The 18,141-nt window shown below is 71.9% G+C and carries 13 protein-coding genes; 7 read left to right on the top strand and 6 right to left on the bottom strand.

The features are described 5' to 3' along the window. The first annotated feature begins 75 nt into the window (after positions 1–75). Together DEIMA_RS11000 and DEIMA_RS11005 are read left to right on the top strand one after the other, a co-directional pair. On the top strand, positions 76–840 hold the full coding sequence (locus DEIMA_RS11000; RefSeq protein WP_013557331.1) for an SDR family oxidoreductase: 765 nt from the start codon (positions 76–78) through the stop codon (positions 838–840). A gap of 73 nt (positions 841–913) precedes the next feature. After that, positions 914–1,798 carry a DMT family transporter gene (locus DEIMA_RS11005; RefSeq protein WP_013557332.1) on the top strand — a complete coding sequence of 295 codons (885 nt, stop codon included), beginning with the start codon at positions 914–916 and terminating at the stop codon, positions 1,796–1,798. Positions 1,799–1,872: 74 nt separating this feature from the next. Here DEIMA_RS11005 and DEIMA_RS11010 read toward each other — a convergent pair whose 3' ends face one another. After that, a complete protein-coding gene (locus tag DEIMA_RS11010; protein ID WP_013557333.1) occupies positions 1,873–3,150 on the bottom strand; it encodes a DUF4127 family protein in 1,278 nt (425 codons plus the stop codon). 201 nt (positions 3,151–3,351) lie between these two features. On the opposite strand from DEIMA_RS11010, the gene DEIMA_RS11015 reads away from it, so the two are divergent. After that, on the top strand, positions 3,352–4,506 hold the full coding sequence (locus DEIMA_RS11015; RefSeq protein ID WP_013557334.1) for an ABC transporter permease: 1,155 nt from the start codon (positions 3,352–3,354) through the stop codon (positions 4,504–4,506). 1 nt (position 4,507) lies between these two features. Beyond that, positions 4,508–5,191, top strand: a complete 684-nt coding sequence (locus tag DEIMA_RS11020; RefSeq protein WP_013557335.1) for an ABC transporter ATP-binding protein — start codon at positions 4,508–4,510, stop codon at positions 5,189–5,191. A 55-nt stretch (positions 5,192–5,246) separates the two neighbouring features. Here DEIMA_RS11020 and DEIMA_RS11025 read toward each other — a convergent pair whose 3' ends face one another. Continuing rightward, on the bottom strand, positions 5,247–7,175 hold the full coding sequence (locus DEIMA_RS11025) for a hypothetical protein (RefSeq protein ID WP_013557336.1): 1,929 nt from the start codon (positions 7,173–7,175) through the stop codon (positions 5,247–5,249). Between the two features lie 97 nt (positions 7,176–7,272). On the opposite strand from DEIMA_RS11025, the gene alr reads away from it, so the two are divergent. From alr to DEIMA_RS11040, 3 genes are all read left to right on the top strand, one after another. Next, entirely contained in the window at positions 7,273–8,337 is a 1,065-nt protein-coding gene (alr, locus tag DEIMA_RS11030; protein WP_043816684.1) for an alanine racemase, read from the top strand. 186 nt (positions 8,338–8,523) lie between these two features. After that, the gene (locus tag DEIMA_RS11035; protein WP_013557338.1) at positions 8,524–11,628 is read left to right on the top strand and encodes an acetoacetate decarboxylase family protein; all 3,105 of its coding nucleotides are present in this window, start codon (positions 8,524–8,526) and stop codon (positions 11,626–11,628) included. 143 nt (positions 11,629–11,771) lie between these two features. Then, positions 11,772–12,602: a MerR family transcriptional regulator gene (locus tag DEIMA_RS11040; RefSeq protein WP_013557339.1), complete on the top strand. Its 831-nt coding sequence runs from the start codon at positions 11,772–11,774 to the stop codon at positions 12,600–12,602. A gap of 52 nt (positions 12,603–12,654) precedes the next feature. Here the strand turns inward: DEIMA_RS11040 and DEIMA_RS16975 are convergent, their stop codons facing one another. From DEIMA_RS16975 to trpE, 4 genes are all read right to left on the bottom strand, one after another. Further along, positions 12,655–14,340, bottom strand: coding sequence for a GGDEF domain-containing protein (locus DEIMA_RS16975; RefSeq protein ID WP_013557340.1), 1,686 nt, complete (start codon positions 14,338–14,340; stop codon positions 12,655–12,657). Between the two features lie 195 nt (positions 14,341–14,535). Beyond that, positions 14,536–15,537: an anthranilate phosphoribosyltransferase gene (gene trpD, locus DEIMA_RS11050; RefSeq protein WP_013557341.1), complete on the bottom strand. Its 1,002-nt coding sequence runs from the start codon at positions 15,535–15,537 to the stop codon at positions 14,536–14,538. Further along, positions 15,537–16,637 carry a GNAT family N-acetyltransferase gene (locus DEIMA_RS18950; RefSeq protein ID WP_013557342.1) on the bottom strand — a complete coding sequence of 367 codons (1,101 nt, stop codon included), beginning with the start codon at positions 16,635–16,637 and terminating at the stop codon, positions 15,537–15,539. Before DEIMA_RS18950 ends, trpD begins: the two co-directional genes overlap by 1 nt. After that, positions 16,634–18,052: an anthranilate synthase component I gene (trpE, locus tag DEIMA_RS11060; protein ID WP_013557343.1), complete on the bottom strand. Its 1,419-nt coding sequence runs from the start codon at positions 18,050–18,052 to the stop codon at positions 16,634–16,636. The genes DEIMA_RS18950 and trpE overlap by 4 nt, the downstream gene beginning before the upstream one ends. Positions 18,053–18,141 lie beyond the last annotated feature (89 nt).

Genomic DNA, 18,141 nt, shown 5'->3' on the forward strand with positions numbered 1-18,141 from the left:
GGGTAAGTATGGCACTTTCAGGCGCCTACTTCCCAAAAGAGAGTGAAGTGAGTAGGCTGCGGTTCGGAGGTTCTCATGAACATCACGAACAACACCATCCTGATCACCGGCGGCAACTCGGGCATCGGTCGTGGCCTCGCAGAAGCGCTGCACGCGCGCGGCAACACCGTCATCATCACCGGGCGTCGCCAGGCCACCCTGGACGAGGTGGTGACCGCGAACCCCGGCATGATCGCGTACCCTCTTGACGTGCAGGACCCGGCAGGCATTACCGCGCTTGCCAGCACCGTCACGCGCGCGCACCCGGAACTGAACGTGCTCATCAACAACGCCGGCATCATGAAAGCCGAGCGCGTGCAGCACGACGCGGACACCCGCGTGGCCGAAGACACCATCAGCACCAACCTGCTCGGCCCGATCCGCCTGATCCACGCGTTCCTGCCGCACCTGCTGGGGCGCCCGAACGCGACCATCATCAACACCTCCTCGGGGCTCGCCACCGTCCCGCTGGCGCTGACGCCCACGTACTCCGCCACCAAGGCCGCCATTCACGCGTACACCGAAGCGCTGCGCTACCAGCTGCGCGGCACGTCCGTGGAGGTCAAGGAACTCACGCCGCCGTACGTCGCCACGGAGCTAATGGCGGGCGGCACCCACGACCCGCACGCCATGCCGCTCGCGGACTTCATTCAGGAGGTCATGGCGATCCTCACCGACCAGCCGGACGTGCCGGAAATCTGCGTGGACCGCGTGCGGCCCCTGCGGGACGCCGTGGCGAACGGCCAGTACGCGACCATCTTCGAGGGCCTGAACCACGCCATGCAGCACCTCGACAGCTGAACGGACGCCGACCCCACGCGCTGCCCAGACGGACCCGCGCGGCCCGGCCGGGTTCTCCGGTAAGCTGCGGCGCATGCGACAGGACGCGCTCACGGGCGCAGCGTTGGTGTTGACGGCGGCGGTGCTGTGGGGCCTGCTGGGCATTTTCGGGAAGGCCATTCAGGCGAGCGGGCTCAGCGCGCCGGAAGTGGCCTTCTGGCGCGCCACGCTCGGCGGAGGCCTATTTGCCGCGCACGCCCTTGCAACGCGCGCGGCCATGCCGCGCGGGCGGGACGCGTGGGTGACGGTCGCGTTCGGGCTGCTGGGCGTGAGCGTCTTCTACGCCTCCGGGCAGCTGGCCGTGCGGTACGGCGGCGCGAGCCTCGCGTCGGTGCTGCTGTACACCGCGCCGGCGTTCGTGGCGCTGGGTGCGTGGGCGCTGTGGCGCGAGCGTCCGGGCGCGCGCGAGGCGGGCGCGGTGGCGGGCACGCTGGCGGGCATCGCGCTGATCAGCCTGGGTGGCGGGCAGGGCGTGCACGCCAGCGGCGCCGCGCTCGGCTGGGGGTTGCTGAGCGGCTTGACGTACAGCCTCTACTACCTGTACGGGAAGGTGTTCTTCGCGAGGTACGCGCCCGCCGCGCTCTACGCGCTGGCCCTCCCGGTGGGCGCGGTGGGCCTCGTGCCGTTCGTGCAGTTCGCACCGAAATCGCCGGGCACGTGGGGGCTGCTGGTGGCGCTCGCGGCGCTCAGCACATACCTGGCGTACACGGCGTACAGCGCCGGCCTGCGCCGCCTGCCGGCGACGCAGGCGAGTGTGATCGCGAGCATCGAGCCAGTCGTGGCGGCGCTGCTCGCGGCGGTGGTGTTCGCGGAGCGGCTGTCAGCGGCGGCCATTGTGGGCGCGGCCCTGGTGGTGGGGAGCGCGCTGCTGCTGAGCCTCCCGAAGCGGGCGCAGGCGACGCCGCCGGCCGCGCCCTAGGGGCTGCCTGCCTTCCCGGTGGCGGGGCCGCGCCTGAATCCGCGGCCCCGCCACTCGCCGGTTCCGCCCGGAGGTTACTCCTGCGGTTGCAGGTCGAAGTCCCACTCGAAGGAGCGGCCCCACGGGAGGCTCGCGTCCTCCAGGGTGTACGTGCGCCCGATGCGCAGCGGGAACTGCGCGCGCGCGAGGTTCAGCAGGGTCGTCTGCGCGGCGGCGCTGCCGAGCTGCGCTTCGGGGATGGCGGCGCGCAGGGCCGCGCGGACGCGGGCGCTGTACGTGACGTCGTTCGCGAACTCGCGGGCGAGCAGTTCGTCCTGCCGCTGCGCGTTCCCGGTGCCGGGCTGCGCGGCGCGCAGCTGCACTTTGGCGTGCGCGAGGGCGGTGCCGAGGTTGTTGCCCGGCGTGCCCCACGCGGCGAGCGACAGCAGGTTCGCGGTCTGCCGGAGCGTCTGGAGGTCCGCCCAGGTGCGCGGGTTGCCGGTGTTGACCTTCTCGACGTCCGCAACAGCGACGGGGCCGCGGCGGAGCAGCTGGCTGACGCGCAGCGCAGCGCGGCGCGGGTCGCCGCCGTTGAAGACATACAAGGTGGCGTCCGCGCCTTCGCCGGCGGGCGCGAGCGCGAAGCCGCCCGCGAGGGCGTGCAGCTCGACGCTGCGCTTGAGGGGGATGCCCTCGTACTGAATGACCGCGTCGGCCTTTTGGGGGTCGCTGTACTCGACGGCGACGGTACGCGTCTCGGGTGCGAGCGCGCGGGCGACGAGGAGGCTGAGGACCTCGTCCGCGCCGGGGTACACGCGGACGTTCGCGGGGGCGTCCTGCGCGAGGCGCGCCCCCTCAGCGGGGGACGGGGAGCCGGTCTTCGCGTCGTCCCAGGTGACGTGCAGTTCGCGGAATACGCCGTCGCGCGCCCAGGTGAGCATGCGCTGGGCGACGGCGTAGTTGCGGGCGCGGTCCTTGGCGTCCGGTTCGCGCGGCAGCGTGATGAAGGCGTACACGGCGCCGCCGGTGCGCTGCTGCCACGCGCGGACCGGTTCGAGGCGCGCGAGGGCCTCGTCGACGCTGAGGGGGCTGGTGCGGGACTGCACGAGGCCGCCGTACGCGAACGCGTCGAGCGCGACGATCAGGGGCGCGTCGCCGGGCTGCGCGGCGAGCCAGGCGGTGAGGGCGGCGTGGTCGGCGCCGCGCGTGGCGTTGCCGAGCAGTTCGGCGGGGGGAACGTTCACGTGCCCGCCGGGCAGGCCAGCGATGCGGGCGGGCAGGTCGTGCGTGGCAGGGCGGGAGTCGAGGGGGACGAGCGTCTGGGCGCTCGCGGTGCCGAGGAGGGCGGCGAGAAGGAGGGCCTTGGCGTTCATGGGGCGGAGTGTACGGGCCGCGCATGAGACGGCCCCTTCACTCCCCTGACAGGCCCTGCACCTTCTCGCGCGGGCGGTAGGTGCCTGATTCGGTAGGCATTCGTCCTGCGGGGCGGGCGCGGCGGGCGGTACTGTGCTCCTCATGAAGACTGCGAGGGGTCGGTTTCAACCTTCCGTGCTCGGTTCGCGCCGGGGGTGCCTGTGAAACGGTCGGATCTGTGGGGGTTCGCGGTGCGTGGGCTGACGCGGCGTCCGGTGCGGACGCTGCTGACGGCGCTCGGCATCATGGTGGCGGTGGCGAGCATGGTGATCTTCCTGTCGCTCGGGGAGGGGCTGCGCAAGGTGTTCACGTCGGAACTGGGCGGCATTGGCCCGGACCTGCAGGTGAGCCTGAACGGCCTGAATCAGGGGCTGGCGGTGCAGCCGAACCTGCCGCTCAGTACCGCCGCGGACGTGGAGCGCCTGTCTGGGGAGTTCGGGTTCCAGCAGGTCACGCCGGTCGTGATGAGCGTGCGCGGTGGACTGGACCCGTCGCAGTCGTTCGTGCTGTACGGCCTGCCGGCCGCGCAGGGCATCCAGGCGGTGTTCCCGAAAGCGCAGGTGGCGAGTGGGCGGGCGCTGCGCGCCGGGGACACGGGCGTGGCGGTGGTGGGGGCCAAGGCCGCCGAGAACGCGAACCTGAAGGTGGGCAGTACCCTGCGCCTGAATCGCCGCTCGGCGGTGCGGGTGGAGGGCGTGCTGGGCACGTCCGGGGGCCTCACGGATTCGTTCATCTTCCTGCCGCTGGAGACGCTGCAGCGCGCGATCGGCGCGGAGGACCGCCTGTCGCTGGTGGCCGTGAAGCTGCGGGAGCCGACGCGCGCCAAAGCGACCGCGCAGGCGCTCGCGGAGCGCCTGAACCTGGAGGTGCAGACGCAGGCGGACTTCCTGAGCTTCATTGAGCGGGCGCTGCGCATCAGCGACGCGGTGCGGTTCGGCATCAGCCTGATCGCGCTGATCGTCGGGGGGCTGGCGGTGGCGAACACGGTCATGATGGGCGTGTTCGAGCGCACGCGGGAGTTCGGGACGCTGCGCGCCATGGGCGCCCGGCCTGGGTTCGTGAGTCAGGTGGTGCTGACCGAGAGCCTGCTGCTTTCGTTGATCGGCGGCGTGGGCGGCGTGGTGCTCGGGCTGCTCGGTATCCTGGGCGTGAACGCGTACACCCAGAACCTCGCGAACATCAGCGCGGCGGCGCTGACGCCGCGTCTGGTGCTGCTGGCGCTGGGCGTGTCGCTGTTGCTGGGCCTGATGGCGGGGCTGCTGCCGGCGCGGTCGGCGGGGCGGCTGCGCATCACGGACGCGTTGGGGCGGGTCTGAGATGATCACGCTGGAGAACGTCACGAAGACCTTCCCGAGCGGGGAGGGCGTCATTCGCGCGCTGGACGCCGTGAACTACACGTTCGGGCCGGGCCTGACGGCGGTGGTGGGCCCGTCGGGCAGTGGGAAGAGCACGCTGCTGAACCTGCTCGCGGGGTTCGACACGCCCACGGGTGGGCGCGTCGTCGTGGACGGCACGGACCTGGGCGCGCTGGGCGAGGCGGGCCGTGCGGACTTCCGGCTGGCGCGGTACGGGTTCGTGTTCCAGAACTACAACCTCGTGCAGATCCTGTCGGCCGCGGAGAACGTGGAGTTCCCGATGGCGCTGGCGGGCGTGCCGGCGCGGGAGCGGCGTGAGCGGTCCACGGCGCTGCTGGCGCGTGTGGGCCTGGCGGGCCGCGCGGGGCACCTGCCGGCGAAGCTGAGCGGCGGGGAGCAGCAGCGCGTGGCGATTGCGCGCGCGCTGGCGCTGGAGCCGGGCATTCTGCTGGCGGACGAGCCGACCGGGAACCTGGACTCCCGCACGGGCGAGAGCATCCTGGAGTTGCTGGTGGCGCCCGCGCGCGCCGGCAAGACGGTCGTGCTGATCACGCACGACGCGGACGTGGCGGCGCGCGCGGACCACGTGGTGCGCGTCCGCGACGGCCGCATCGAGCGGGTGGAGGACCACGTGCCCGCGCACTGACCGGCAGCAGCGCCGCAGGGCGGGCGGGTGCGCGCACCCGCCCGCCCTGCGGCGCTTACCAGTTGAGGTCCGGGGTTGTGATGGCCCGCTCGGCGCCCGCGTCGGTCGTGAGGGTGTACGTGAGGGTGTACGTGCCTGGCAGGACCCGCGCGAGCAGAATCTGGTCACCGTCGGTGCGGGGGTTGAGGTTCGCGAGGCTGGGCCCGCGGACGTTCAGCGGGCCGCGCGTGGCGCCGCCCGGCAGCGGATCGGTGATGCGGACGTTGTCGAGCGCGGCGTCCACGGTGAGGCTGAGGGTGACGGTGTACCCGCCGGGCGCGGCGGTGGCGGCCTTGTTCAGTTGCGCGCGCTGCGTGGCGCTGCCGAGCTGCGTGGTGCGGGTGACGTTCGCGCCGGCGGGGTTCAGGACGCGTGCCTCGCCGGTGACGGTCAGGCCGCTCGGGTCGAGGGTGGCCTGCGCAGCGTCGCTGGCGCACACGCGCGCCGGGAGGCGCAGGCGCAGCGGCGTGGTGCTGCTGAGGTCGCCGCGCAGTTCGAGGGGGTAGTCGCTGCTCCACGCGGCGGGCAGGCCCAGGCGCAGCGTGGCGGGCAGGCGGTACGGGAAGTCCGTACGGGCGGTGGCGGTGAGTTGCGTCACGTCGCACGCGGCGACGATGTCGGGCGTGGTGGTGAGGGTCAGGTCGGTGCGGACCGCGTACTCCAGCGTGACGCGCGCGGCGTCGCCGTCGCCGATGCGGACGGTGCGCGGCTGGATGGTCGCGCCGGGCACGGGGGCGGGCGTGAGGGTGTACTCGCCGGGCGGGAGCGGCGCGGTCGCGGGCAGCGTGAAGGTGCGGCCGTTCACGTCGACGGTCACGCCGGGCAGCGGCACGCGGGCGTCGCCCAGCACGGCGACCGCGTCGACGTTCAGGCCGCCTTCGGGCGTGCGGGCCACGAAGCGGATGCGCGTGCGGCCCGGCACGTACCGCACTTCAGCGGCGCTGAGGATGTTCCCGGTGCCTTCCACGAGCGTGGCGCTGACCGGCAGGTACCCGCTCGGGAGGCGCGGGCGGACGGTGTTGTCGCTGCTGGCGGTGTACGTCGCGCCGGGGATGGGGCGACCGGCGGCGTCCACGACTTCCACGCCGAGGTAGTTGGCGAGGTTCTGGCCCTGCGGGGTGGGGAACCCGCCGACACGCGCGTACGCGGGGGCGTCAGCGTCACGCACGCGGAACGTGACGGCGTTGCTGTACTGCTTCGTGCCGGCCTGCACGCTCGCGAGGATCGTCCACTCCCCCACCCGCTCGGGCGTCACCTCGAGGCGGTCCGTGCGGCTCTCGACGTCGCCGCTGGACGTGAGGGGCACGCGCTCGCCGTTCGGGAGCAGCAGGGTAAGCGCGAGTTCGGCGGGGCCGTCCGCGTCGTAGTTGCTGAGGTCCAGCGTGCGGCCCACCCACGCCTGCGGGACACTGAGGCGCGCGGCGGTCAGGTTCTCGCCGGGTTTGCTGCGCGCGTTCACCGTGAAGTCGCTGCTTTCCAGCGCGAACGGCGCGGCGGCGCGCAGGGCGTAGGCGTTCTTGCCGTTCCCGTGGGACTGCACGCGCAGCGTGTAGGTGCCGGCGGGCAGTGGGCCAGGCACCAGGCTTTCCCAGTCGTGCGTGGTGGTGAGGCCGTAGCGGCGCTCGACGATCACGCCGCCCGGGCCGCTGAGGGTGAAGGTCGTGTCGAACGGGACGTTGCGGCCGTACAGTTCGTCGCCGTAGTACCCGGCTTCGGCGCGGCCGTTCGCGTAGTCGTTGGCGTTCAGGCCGGGGCTGTAGACTTCCAGGCCGACGTTGCGGGTGGCGGCGTCGGGCGGGATGACGAGGCGGTACTCCTCGGCGTTCTGGACCCAGCGGGTGGCGGTGCCGTCGCCGACGGCGACGAGGGGGAGGTTCCCGCCGCTCTGCGCGGCGGCAGGGGTGGCGAGAAGCACGGCAGTGAGTAGGGTGCGGCGTAGGTTCATGGGCGGCGTCTCCTGCGGGGCGGTAAGTGGCCCGATGATAGCGGGCGGTGACGCGCGCGTGCCGGTGGGCCGGGAGGCGTCGCGTATTCTGGGGGGCATGCTTGCCCGTGCTCGCGCCGACATTCACGCTGGTCATCTCGTTCGGAACGCCCGGGCGCTCGCGCAGGTGAGCGGCACGCCGCTGATCGCGCCCGTGAAGGCGGACGCGTATGGGCATGGCGTGAACCTCGTGGCGCGCGCGCTGGAGGACGAACCGAGCGTGTGGGGGTTCGCGGTGGCGATGCCGCGTGAGGCGGCGGCGCTCGCGCCGCTCACGCGCAAGCCGGTGCTGCTGATGACGCCCGCCGCGCCGGAGGAGGTCGGGCCGCTCGCGGACCTGGGGGTGCGCCTGTCGGTGAGCAGCGCGGAGGAGGTGGCGGCGCTCCCGGCACACGCGCGGGTGCACCTGAAGGTGGACACGGGCATGAACCGCCTGGGTGCGAAGCCGCCGGAGGCGCTGCGTCTGGGCGCGGCGCTGGAGGCGCGGGGGCTGCTGGAGGGCGTGTACACGCACCTGGCGTGCGCGGACGACCCGGACCTGCGCATGAGTGAGGCGCAGATTCACGCGTTCGCGGCGGTGCGGGCGGCGTTCCCGGCGGCGCTGGCGCACGCGCAGAACGGCGCGGGCGTGCTGGCGTTGGGGCGCGTGCCAGGCCTGGATCTGGCGCGGCCGGGGCTGGCGCTGTACGGGTACCCGCCGGAGCACCTGCGGGCGCGGGCGGAGCTGCGGCCGGCCATGCGCGTGACGGCCCGCGTGGGGTTCGTGCACACGGTGCCCGCCGGGGAGAGCGTGAGTTACGGGGCGCTGTGGCGCGCGCCGGAGGACACGCGGGTGGCGACGGTGCAGTTCGGGTACGCGGACGGATATCCGCGTGGCGCGACGGGCCGCGCGCGCGCCGTGGTGCGCGGGGAGGTGCGGGACGTGCTGGGGCGCATCTGCATGGATCAGTTCATGCTGGACGTGCAGGGCCTGGATGTGCGCGTGGGCGAGTGGGTGGAGGTGTTCGGGTGGGACGTGCTGAGCGCGTCGGACCTGGCGGCGTGGTCGGACGGCATCGAGTACGAGGTGCTGACGGGCATTGGCGCGCGCGTGGAGCGGACGTTGGTGGAGTCCGCCGGTTAAGGCGCTCAGCCCGGCCGGGCTGAGCGCCTGCGCGTGGGGATCAGGCGTGCGGTGGCGGGCCAGGCGTGGCGGAACCTGACGAACGCGGCGGGGAGCGTGCGGTATAAACGATGAGGATTTACTGAAAAGCGAATGACGCTCGCCTCCATGTCGTTCTCATGCGCTGGCGGGCTCGCAGGAGGACGCATGACGAACCGGCCACCCTACCTCTACTCCGGCGGCAACGTGCTGATGCACAGCCCCCTGCACCTCGGTCAGGCCGACATGACCGGCTTTTTCGTGCGCGGCGACCTGAACAAACTGCAGGCCACTGTGGACGCCACCCTGAACGCCGTGCCCGGCGCCGGCCCCTTCCGCGTGCTGTCGCCGTACGTGCTGCTCACGTTCACGCGCGTCGCGCACGCCAACTCCACGCACCCCACCGACGAAGCCAAAGGGTGGATCACCGAAACGGACATCGTCACGTGGGTGGCGGTCGCGCGCATGCGCGGTGAGCAGGTGGACGGCGTGTACCTCTACCCCTGCCACATCTGGGTGGACGACGCCATGGCCCTCATCAACGGCCGCGAGCTGTTCGGCTACCCCAAGGACCTCTGCCAGTACGAGATGCCCGCCCCGGGCACGCAGCCCGAACGGTACGCCGTCACCGTGAAGGGCTTCGACGTGTTCGCGCCCACCACGGAAATCGCGTGGCACCCGCTGCTGGAGGTCGTGCGCACCGAAGGCAGCGGCGGGCGGCCGGTTCACAACTTCTTCGAGCTGGTCCGCGAGGCGTTCGAGGTGCTGCACGCCCTGCCCGGCGGCCTGAACCCGGACCTGCACTGCTGGGAGCAGATCCTGGAGATGCTGCTCAGCCCGCAGGTCGGGCAGCTGTTCCTGAAGCAGTTCCCGGACAGCGCCGGCGAACGCGCCGTGTACCAGGCGGTCGTCCTCTCCCCCGCCGTGGTGGGTGCCGTGGACGGCGGCGCGCTGCTGGGCGGCGCGTACACCTGCACGTTGCACCCCGTGGCGAGCTTTCCGCTCGCGGACACGCTCGGGTTGGCGCTCGGCCCGCAGGAGGCGATGCTGCCGTTCCAGCTGCGCTTCGACTTCACGGTCATGCCCGGCGAGGAACTGGCCGTGAACACCGGCGTGCGTGAGAAGATCGCCGTGCTGGGCGGCGGCGTGGGCGCCATGAGCGCCGTGTACCACCTCACCAGCCAGCTCGGCTGGCAGGACCGTTACGACATCACCGTGTACCAGATGGGCTGGCGCCTGGGCGGCAAGGGCGCGAGCGGCCGCAACGCGAACGCCGGGCAGCGCATCGAGGAGCACGGCCTGCACATCTGGTTCGGGTTCTACGAAAATGCGTTCCGCATGATTCAGGACGCGTACGCCACCCTGAACCGCCCGGCGGGCGCGCCGCTCGCCACGTGGGAGGATGCGTTCAAACCGCAGGACTACATCGTGCTGGCCGAGCAGGTCGCGGACCGCTGGGTGCCGTGGCCGCTGGTGTTCCCGCGCCTGCCCGGCACGCCCGGCGACGGCGGCGAGGGCCTGATGATCGCCGACATCGTGCGGGTGCTGCTCAAGGCCGTGGAAGGGTGGGTCACGGACGCCACGGCGCGCAAGCCCTGCCCGCATCCCAGCGAGCCCGCCGAGCGGCCCGGGTGGCTGGTGGGGTTCGCGCAGCGGTGCGTGCAGGCCGTCGAGGACTGCGTGCGCGCCGTGGAGGAATTCGTGGTGGACGCCGCGTGCCTCACGGCGGCGCTGTGCACCAGCATCATTGGGCACCTCGACGGGGACGCCACGCACGACACCGTGATCGACGAGGCCCTGCAGGGCCTGCGCGCGTGGCTGGAGCACTGCCTCACACCGCACTTCGACGAGGACGACGAACTGCGCCGCCTGTACATCTGCATCGATCTGGGCCTCACGACCGTGGCCGGCATGCTGCGCGACGGCGTCGTCACCGGCGGGTTCGACGTCATCAACGACATCGACTTCAAGGACTGGCTGCGCAAGCACGGCGCCAGCGAACGCTACAGCGTCGATTCCGCCCCGATCCGCGGGTTTTACGACCTGGTGTTCGCGTACGAGGGCGGCGACTACGGCCGCCCGAACATCGAGGCGGGCACACTGCTGCGCGCCATGATGCGCATCGGCCTGAGCTACCGCGGCGCGATCATGTACAAGATGCAGGCCGGCATGGGCGACACGGTGTTCACGCCGCTCTACCAGCTGCTCCGCGCGCGCGGCGTGAAGTTCAGGTTCTTCCACAAGGTCGAGGAACTCCGCGCCGACGGGGACGCCGTAGGCGAGGTGCGCCTGACCCGGCAGGCGGACGTCGTGAGCGGCCCGGACGGGTACGACCCGCTGGTGTTCGTGCGCGGCCTGGGCTGCTGGCCGAGCGCGCCCCTCACGGACCAGCTGCTGCCCGCGCAGGCGGACCTGTTGCTACAGCACGACGTGAACCTCGAATCGCACTGGACGAACTGGCCGGACGTGTACCGCGACGCGTTCGGGCAGGACCTCCCGGACGTCGTGCTGCGTCGCGGTGTGGACTTCGACCGGGTCATCTACGGCCTGTCCATCGGGTCGGTGCCGCACACCTGCGCGAACCTGCTGCCGCGCAGCCCGAAACTTCAGGGCGCGGTGGACGCGGTCCAGACCGTCGCCACGCAGGCGTACCAGGCGTGGACGAACCGGGACCTCGCGCAGCTCGGCTGGACGGACCAGCCGGAAGGTCAGAGCCCGGTGCTGAGCGCCTTCACGGAGCCGTACGACACGTGGGCGCCCATGAATCAGGTGCTCGACAAGGAGGTCTGGCCGAGCGGCCCGGACGCGCCGCAGGCCGTGTCGTACTTCTGCAGCGTCTTCCCGGTGGACGCCTACCCGTCCGCCACGGACCACGCGTTCCCGGGGCAGTGCCGTGACGCCGCCAAGGCGAGCGCGCTGAATCAGGTGGGCACGCAGCTGCACGCGCTGTGGACGAAGGCGGGCACGCCCGGGCACTTCCCGTGGGACTGGCTGTGCGACCCGAGTGGCGCGCAGGGCGAGGCGCGCTTCGACGCGCAGTACTGGCGCGCGAACGTCGACCCGAGCGAGCGGTACGTGATGTCCGTCGTGAACAGCACCCGCGCGCGCGTGCGCGCGGACGAGTCGGGCTTCGTGAACCTCACGCTCACCGGGGACTGGCTGCACACGGGCCTGAACGCCGGATGCGTGGAAGCGGCCGTGATGGCGGGCATGCAGGCGTCCCGCGCGATCAGCGGCTTCCCGAACACCATCCCCGGCGACGGCGACCGCTAAGGCGCGTGGAGCGGAGGGGGCTGCCCAGTGGCAGCCCTCTCCGCTCGGTCCGGCCAGCACTTCGGACAGCCGCGACCGAACCAAGCGGGGGGCCCTGCGGGCGCGCTTGACCCGGCCCCAAGGGCAGAGCCTACGCTGCAGCCATGAACGAGCAGGCGGTTCTGCATGAACAGCTCACCATCAGCGCCTTCGCGCGCGAGTCGCGCCTCACTGTCAAGGCCCTGCGGCTCTACGACGCGCTCGGCCTGCTGCACCCGGCCATCAAGGACCCCAGCAGCCACTACCGCTACTACACGCGCGCGCAGCTGCGCCGCGCCCGCCTGATCGGCCTGCTCCGTCAGCTGGACATGCCGCTCACGCACATCGCGGCCATGCTGCACCTCGACGCTCCGGGCGCCGTGGGCAGCCTGCGGGCGTACTGGGCGGATCAGGAGCAGCAGCACGCAGACCAACGCAACCTCGTTCAGTACCTGGCAGGCTACCTGCTGGGTGAAGGAGCCTCTATGTACACCGTAACCGTCCGTGACGTGCCCCAGCAGCAGGTTCTCACCGTGCAGCGCACCCTGTTCGCCGCGGAGCTGCCCGCGTACATCGAAGCAGCGGAGCGGGCGTTGTTCGAGCGGCTCGCGCGCGCCGGCCAGGCGCAGAGCGGCCCTGCATTCGTGATCTACCACGGGCAGGTCAACGAGGACAGCGACGGCCCGGTGGAGGTGTGCGTGCCGTTTGACGGCGCCATCGCGCCGGAAGGGGAGCAGCGCCTGCGCCTGGAGGGCGCGCACCGTGAGGCGTTTACGACGATCACGCTCGCGCAGTGCGCGTTCCCGGAGATCCTGAACGCCTACGACGCCGTGCACGCCTGGATGATGGCGCAGGGCCTGCGGCCGGTCGGCGCGCCCCGCGAGGTGTACTTCACGTCGCCCGCAGGGCTGGCCCCGGACGACGCGTTCTGCGACGTCGCCTGGCCGGTGCAGTAAGCCCGCGGGGCACTCCAGGTTGAAGCGCGTGGCCATGACCGGGCCGCGCGCTTCAGCGCAGCGCGAGCGGGGCGAGCATGCTGCCCTTGCGGGCGGCTTTGTGGCGGTACATGCGGGAGTCCGCCTGGTTGTACACCTCGGCCATGGCGGTGCCGTGCGCGGCGGTGGCGGCGCCGTAGCTCACGCCGAAGTTCGGGAAGCCGTGCAGGCGCAGGTCCCGTTCGATGCTGTCGATCAGGTCGTGCAGTTCGCCCGCCTGGGATTCCCGGGCGATGAGCGTGAATTCGTCGCCGCCGAGGCGGAAGCAGCGCACGCTGTCGGGCACGCGGGTGTGCAGCGCCTGCGCGAAGGTGCGGAGCAGGTCGTCGCCGCGCGCGTGCCCTTCGCCGTCGTTGATGCTTTTCAGGCCGTCAAGGTCCATGAGGATCAGGACGGGCGGGTCGTGCGTGGCGGGACGGCTCAGGACGTGCTCCATGTGCATGTCGAACGCGTGGCGGTTACCGATGCCGGTGAGGACGTCGGTGTAGGCGAGCTGCAGGGCGTGCTGGAGGCGGACCATGCTGGCGTCCTTCTCGCGCTGGAGGATGTTGATGCGTTCCGCGAGGGCGAAGGCGAGGAGCATGCCGTCGAGGGTGCCGCCGAGCAGCGTCATGAGTTCCGAGTTGGGCACCAGGTCGGGAATCAGGCCGACGTTCGCGGGGAGGATCAGCGACGCGGGGATCAGCAGGGCCAGGAAGGCGCCCACGAAGTACCGCGCGGGCCGGAAGCCGCTGCGCCAGCTGACGATGCCGCAGATCAGGGCGATGATGACCCACACGCCGATGGCGAGCGTGGCGAGCGCGTGCGCGTACTGCGGCGCGATCAGGCAGGAAGGCAGCAGCGCCAGCGGCAGCCAGATGTTCACGCGGCTGACGGCGTCCAGGGTGGGGAACTGCTCGCCGAGGCGCAGAAAACGGCGGTAGAACAGCGTGTTCAGGACGGGCAGCAGGAAGAACCCGACATAGTAGAGGCGCAGGTCGTACACGCCGAACAGGTCCGCGAACACGTGGAACGTGAACGCCCACGCGACGGCGTACATGAGCATGTACGCCGCGTAGAAGAACAGGCTGCGGTCGCGGGTGTTCGCGGCGATGAAAAAGTTGTAGACGGCGAGGGACAGCAGCGCGCCGAGCGCGCCGAAGGTGAGGAGGTTGTCCCACAGGACGCTGTGGGTGTACGCGGCGCGCGGCACGACGCTGAAGTCCGGCGCTGAGGCGTAGTACAGGCTCTGGAAGCGCACGACGAGTTCGGCGCTCTGGCCGGGCGGGAGGGTGATGTTCTGCCCGTAGTGGAGTGGGTACGTGCGGGCGCTGCGCTGGCCGGTGTGGAGGGTCTGGACGCGTCCGTCGGCGGTGTAGAGGCGCGCCTCGACGGCCTCGATGAGGGTACCGTGCGGGTTGAACACCCAGTCGGTCGTCTGGGTGTCGTTGGTGATGCGGGCAGTGAGCCAGTACGCGCCGCCGAACAGGTTGACGCGGCGGGCGGGCGCGTGGGTGCGCGTCCAGGCGTCGATGCTGCGCAGGTCACGGGGGAAGGCGACGTCCCGCGCGGCGTAGAGGGTGCCGGTGGTACCCAGCTCCAGGGGCTGCGTGGCGCGCAGGGGTTGTTCGGGGTGCGCGGCGCGCGCGCCGCTCATCAGGCAGATGAGGGCGATCAGCGTGACCACCGCGCGGTACAGTGCCTGGGCAGGCAGCGTCATTGCATTAGCTCCATGAAGGCTGAGTGGTTTTTCTCACCGTCTTGACAGCAGGCTAACAGAAACGGGAAGGGTGCGGCGTGAGAAGTGCGCGGCCCCCGCTGGGCGTCGAACGGATGACTTCCTGGGTGTGCGTGAAGGCCTTCAGCGTAGCGCACGGCGGCCCCAGGCGTCCTGGGGCCGCCGTGCCCGGGGCGGTCAGGCGCGCGTGAACGCCGAGTACCGTTCGAGGAGCGTCCAGGCTTCGCCGCTGCGCAGGACGTCACGGGCGCGCTCCACCCCGGCCGGCAGGGAGGGGCACAGCCCCGCCACGTACAGGGCCGCGCCCGCGTTGAGCGTGACGACGTCCTGCTGCGCGGGCGTGCCACGCCCCTGCAGGACGTCGCGGGTGATGGCGGCGTTCTCGGCGGCGTCCCCGCCGGCGAGGGCCGCGCGGTCGTGCGTGCGCACGCCGGCCTCCTCGGGCGTGAGGGTCACGTCGTGCACGTGCCCGCCGCGCAGTTCCGTGATGGTGGTGGGGCCGCAGACCGTGAGTTCGTCCAGGCCGGCGCCGTGCACGACCATCGCGGCGTCGCTGCCGAGCAGGCGCAGGACTTCCGCGAGCGTGCGGGTGTACGCGGGGTGAAAGACGCCCATCACCTGGTGGGTGGCGCCGGCGGGGTTGCTGAGCGGCCCGAGCAGGTTGAAGACGGTGCGGCTGGCGAGTTCCGCGCGGATGGGCGCGGCGTACCGCAGGGCCGGGTGGTAGTTGCGGGCGAACATGAACCCGATGCCGAGGTTCTCGACGGCTTCGGCAACGCGGGCGGGCGGCGCGTCGAGGTCCACGCCGAGCGCTTCGAGGACGTCGGCGCTGCCAGCGCGGCTGCTGGCGGCGCGGTTCCCGTGCTTGGCGACGCGCGCGCCGCCCGCGGCGGCGACGAACGCGGCGGTGGTGCTGATGTTGAAGGTGTGCGCGCCGTCCCCGCCGGTGCCGCAGGTGTCGAGCAGGGGGCCGTCGTGGTGGACGTCCACGCGGACGGCGTGCTCGCGCATGACCTGCGCGAATCCGGCGATCTCCTCGGGGGTTTCGCCGCGCACACGCAGGGCCGCGAGGGCGGCGGCGAGGCGGACGCTGCTGACGTTGCCGGCCATGACGTCGCGCATGAAGGTGGCGGCCTCGCCCTGCGTGAGGCGTTCTCCGGCCATCAGGCGCGCGTGCATCAGCGGGCCTCCTGCGCGGTGCGGGCGTGCCGGTGCGCGCGGGCGAGGTCGAGGAAGTTCGCGAGCATGCGTTCCCCGTCGGGCGTGGCGATGCTTTCCGGGTGGAACTGCACGCCATGCAGGGGGTACGTGCGGTGGCGCAGGGCCATCAGGACGCGTTCGTCCGGGTCGTCCGTCCACGCGACGGGCACGAGGTCGCCGGGGAGGTCGCGGACGATCAGGGAGTGGTAGCGGGTGACGGTGACGTCCGGGGCGAGCCCGGCGAACAGGCCGCTGCCGTCGTGCTGGACGGCGCTGGTCTTGCCGTGCACGGGCGTGTGCGCGCGGGTGACGGTCGCGCCGTACGCGGCGCCGATGCTCTGGTGCCCGAGGCACACGCCGAGCGTGGGGTGGGTGGGCGCGAAGGTGCGGATGACGTCGACGCTGAGGCCCGCTTCGGTGGGCGTGCACGGGCCGGGCGAGACGACGATGGCGTCCGGGTTGAGGGCGCGCACCCCGGCGAGCGTGAAGGCGTCGTTGCGCCACACGGTCAGGTCCGCGCCGAGCGTGCCGAGGGCCTGCACGAGGTTGTACGTGAAGCTGTCGTAGTTGTCGATGACGAGGACGCGGAGGGGAGCGGGGTCGGTCACGGGCGCCTTTCGTTTGTGCAGGGCAATGAGGGGAACGGGGCCGGGGCGGGGCTGGCCGTGCGTGGCGTAGCCGAGGCGGGTGTACAGGCGGAGGTTCGCGGCGTTGCGGCTGTCGGTGAACAGCGCGGACGTGTGGGCGTTCAGGCGCTGCTCGATGGCGCGCAGCAGGGCGGCGCCGTGCCCGCGGCCCTGGTGGTCGGGGTGGACGATCAGGCGGCCGAGGTGCGCGACGCCTTCATCATCCACGTGGCCGCGCACGGACGCGACGAGTTCGCCGTTCACGGTCCCTTTGAGCATGAGGCGGCGGGCGTGTTCCGCGTGGAGGTCGTCGAGGGTCTGCGTGAGTGGCGCGAGTTCGCCGCGCGCGTGCGCGTCCGGGTAGCGCTCGGCCTCGGGCGCGAAGGCGAGGCGCTGCAGGGTCAGGATGCCGGGGAGGTCGCGCGCTTCCGCGCGGTCGATGCGCAGCGTCATAGGCCCTCGCAGGCGAGCCGCACGGCGCGCATCAGGGCGGCGGCCTTGTTGCGCGTTTCCTGCTCCTCGGCGGCGGGGTCGCTGTCGGCGACGACGCCCGCGCCCGCCTGAATGTGAATGCGGCCGTCCTTGATGACCATGGTGCGGAGCGTGAGGGCCATGTCGAGGCTGCCGTCGTGCGCGATGTACCCGAAGGCGCCGCCGTACGGGCCGCGCCGGACGGGTTCGAGTTCGTCGATGATTTCCATCGCGCGGATTTTGGGGGCGCCGCTGACGGTGCCCATGGGAAGCGCGCTGGCGAGGGCGTGCAGCGGGGTGAGGCCGTCGCGGAGTTCGGCGGTGACGCTGCTGACGATGTGCATGACGTGGCTGTAGCGTTCGATGGTGAACGCGTCGTGCACGCGGACGCTGCCGTAGCGGGCGACGCGGCCGAGGTCGTTGCGGCCGAGGTCCACGAGCATCAGGTGTTCGGCGCGTTCCTTTTCGTCGGCGAGGAGGTCGGTGGCGAGGGCGGCGTCTTCGTCGGGGGTGGCGCCGCGTGGGCGGGTGCCGGCGATAGGGCGGGTGGTGATGGCGTGCCCGTCGCTGCGCAGGAGGCTTTCGGGGCTGCTGGCGACGAGGGTGACGTCGCCGAGGTCGAGGTAGCCGAGGTAGGGGCTGGGGTTCACGCTGCGCAGGGCGCGGTATAGCGCGAAGGGGTGGGTGGTGAGGGGCGCGCTGAAGCGCTGGCTGGGCACCACCTGGAAGACGTCGCCGGCGCGGATGTACGCGAGGCCGCGTTCGACGGCGTCGGCGAACGCGCCGGGCGCATGGTTGCTGGTGAATTCCGGGATGGGGGCGGGTTCGCTGCCGGGCAGGGGGCCCTGCAGGGGCGCGCGGAGGCGCGCGACGAGGCGTTCGGTGACGGTGGCGGCCTGGGCAGGGTGGTCGCTGAGCGCGACGGCGAACAGGCGGTGTTGGAGGTGGTCGAAGATCACGAGCCCTTCGGGCGCGATGAACAGGGCGTCGGGCACGCCGAGTTCGTCGGGGTTCGCGTCGGGGAGGCGTTCGTAGACGCGGATGAGGTCGTAGGCGGCGTAGCCGACGGCGCCGCCGATAAAGGTCGGCAGCCCGGCCGGGACGGGCGCGGGCTGCCGGGTGCGTTCGTAGAGGTACGCGAGCGGGTCGGGGAGGTCGTGGGTGCCGGTGCCGAAGCTGCCGCTGAGGGTGACGGTCGTGCCGCGCGCGGTGAGGCGTCCGCGTTCGCCGACGCCGATGAAGGAGTACCGGGCCTGGCGTTCGCCGCCTTCGACGCTTTCGAGCAGGAAGCTGGGGCCGTGGCTGCCCTGCGTGAGTTTGAGGTAGGCGCTGACGGGCGTGTCCAGGTCGGCGCTGAGTTCGCGGACATGCACGGCGGGCTGCGTGGTGAGGGTCATGGTGGCTCCGGGTGGGGTGTGGGGCGTACGAAGGCGCGCCCAGGTGAAGTTCACCTGGGCGCGGCCTGTCGGAGGGGGCACGCGAGTTG

It is taken from the genome of Deinococcus maricopensis DSM 21211, assembly GCF_000186385.1.
In the GTDB taxonomy this organism is placed as follows: domain Bacteria; phylum Deinococcota; class Deinococci; order Deinococcales; family Deinococcaceae; genus Deinococcus_B; species Deinococcus_B maricopensis.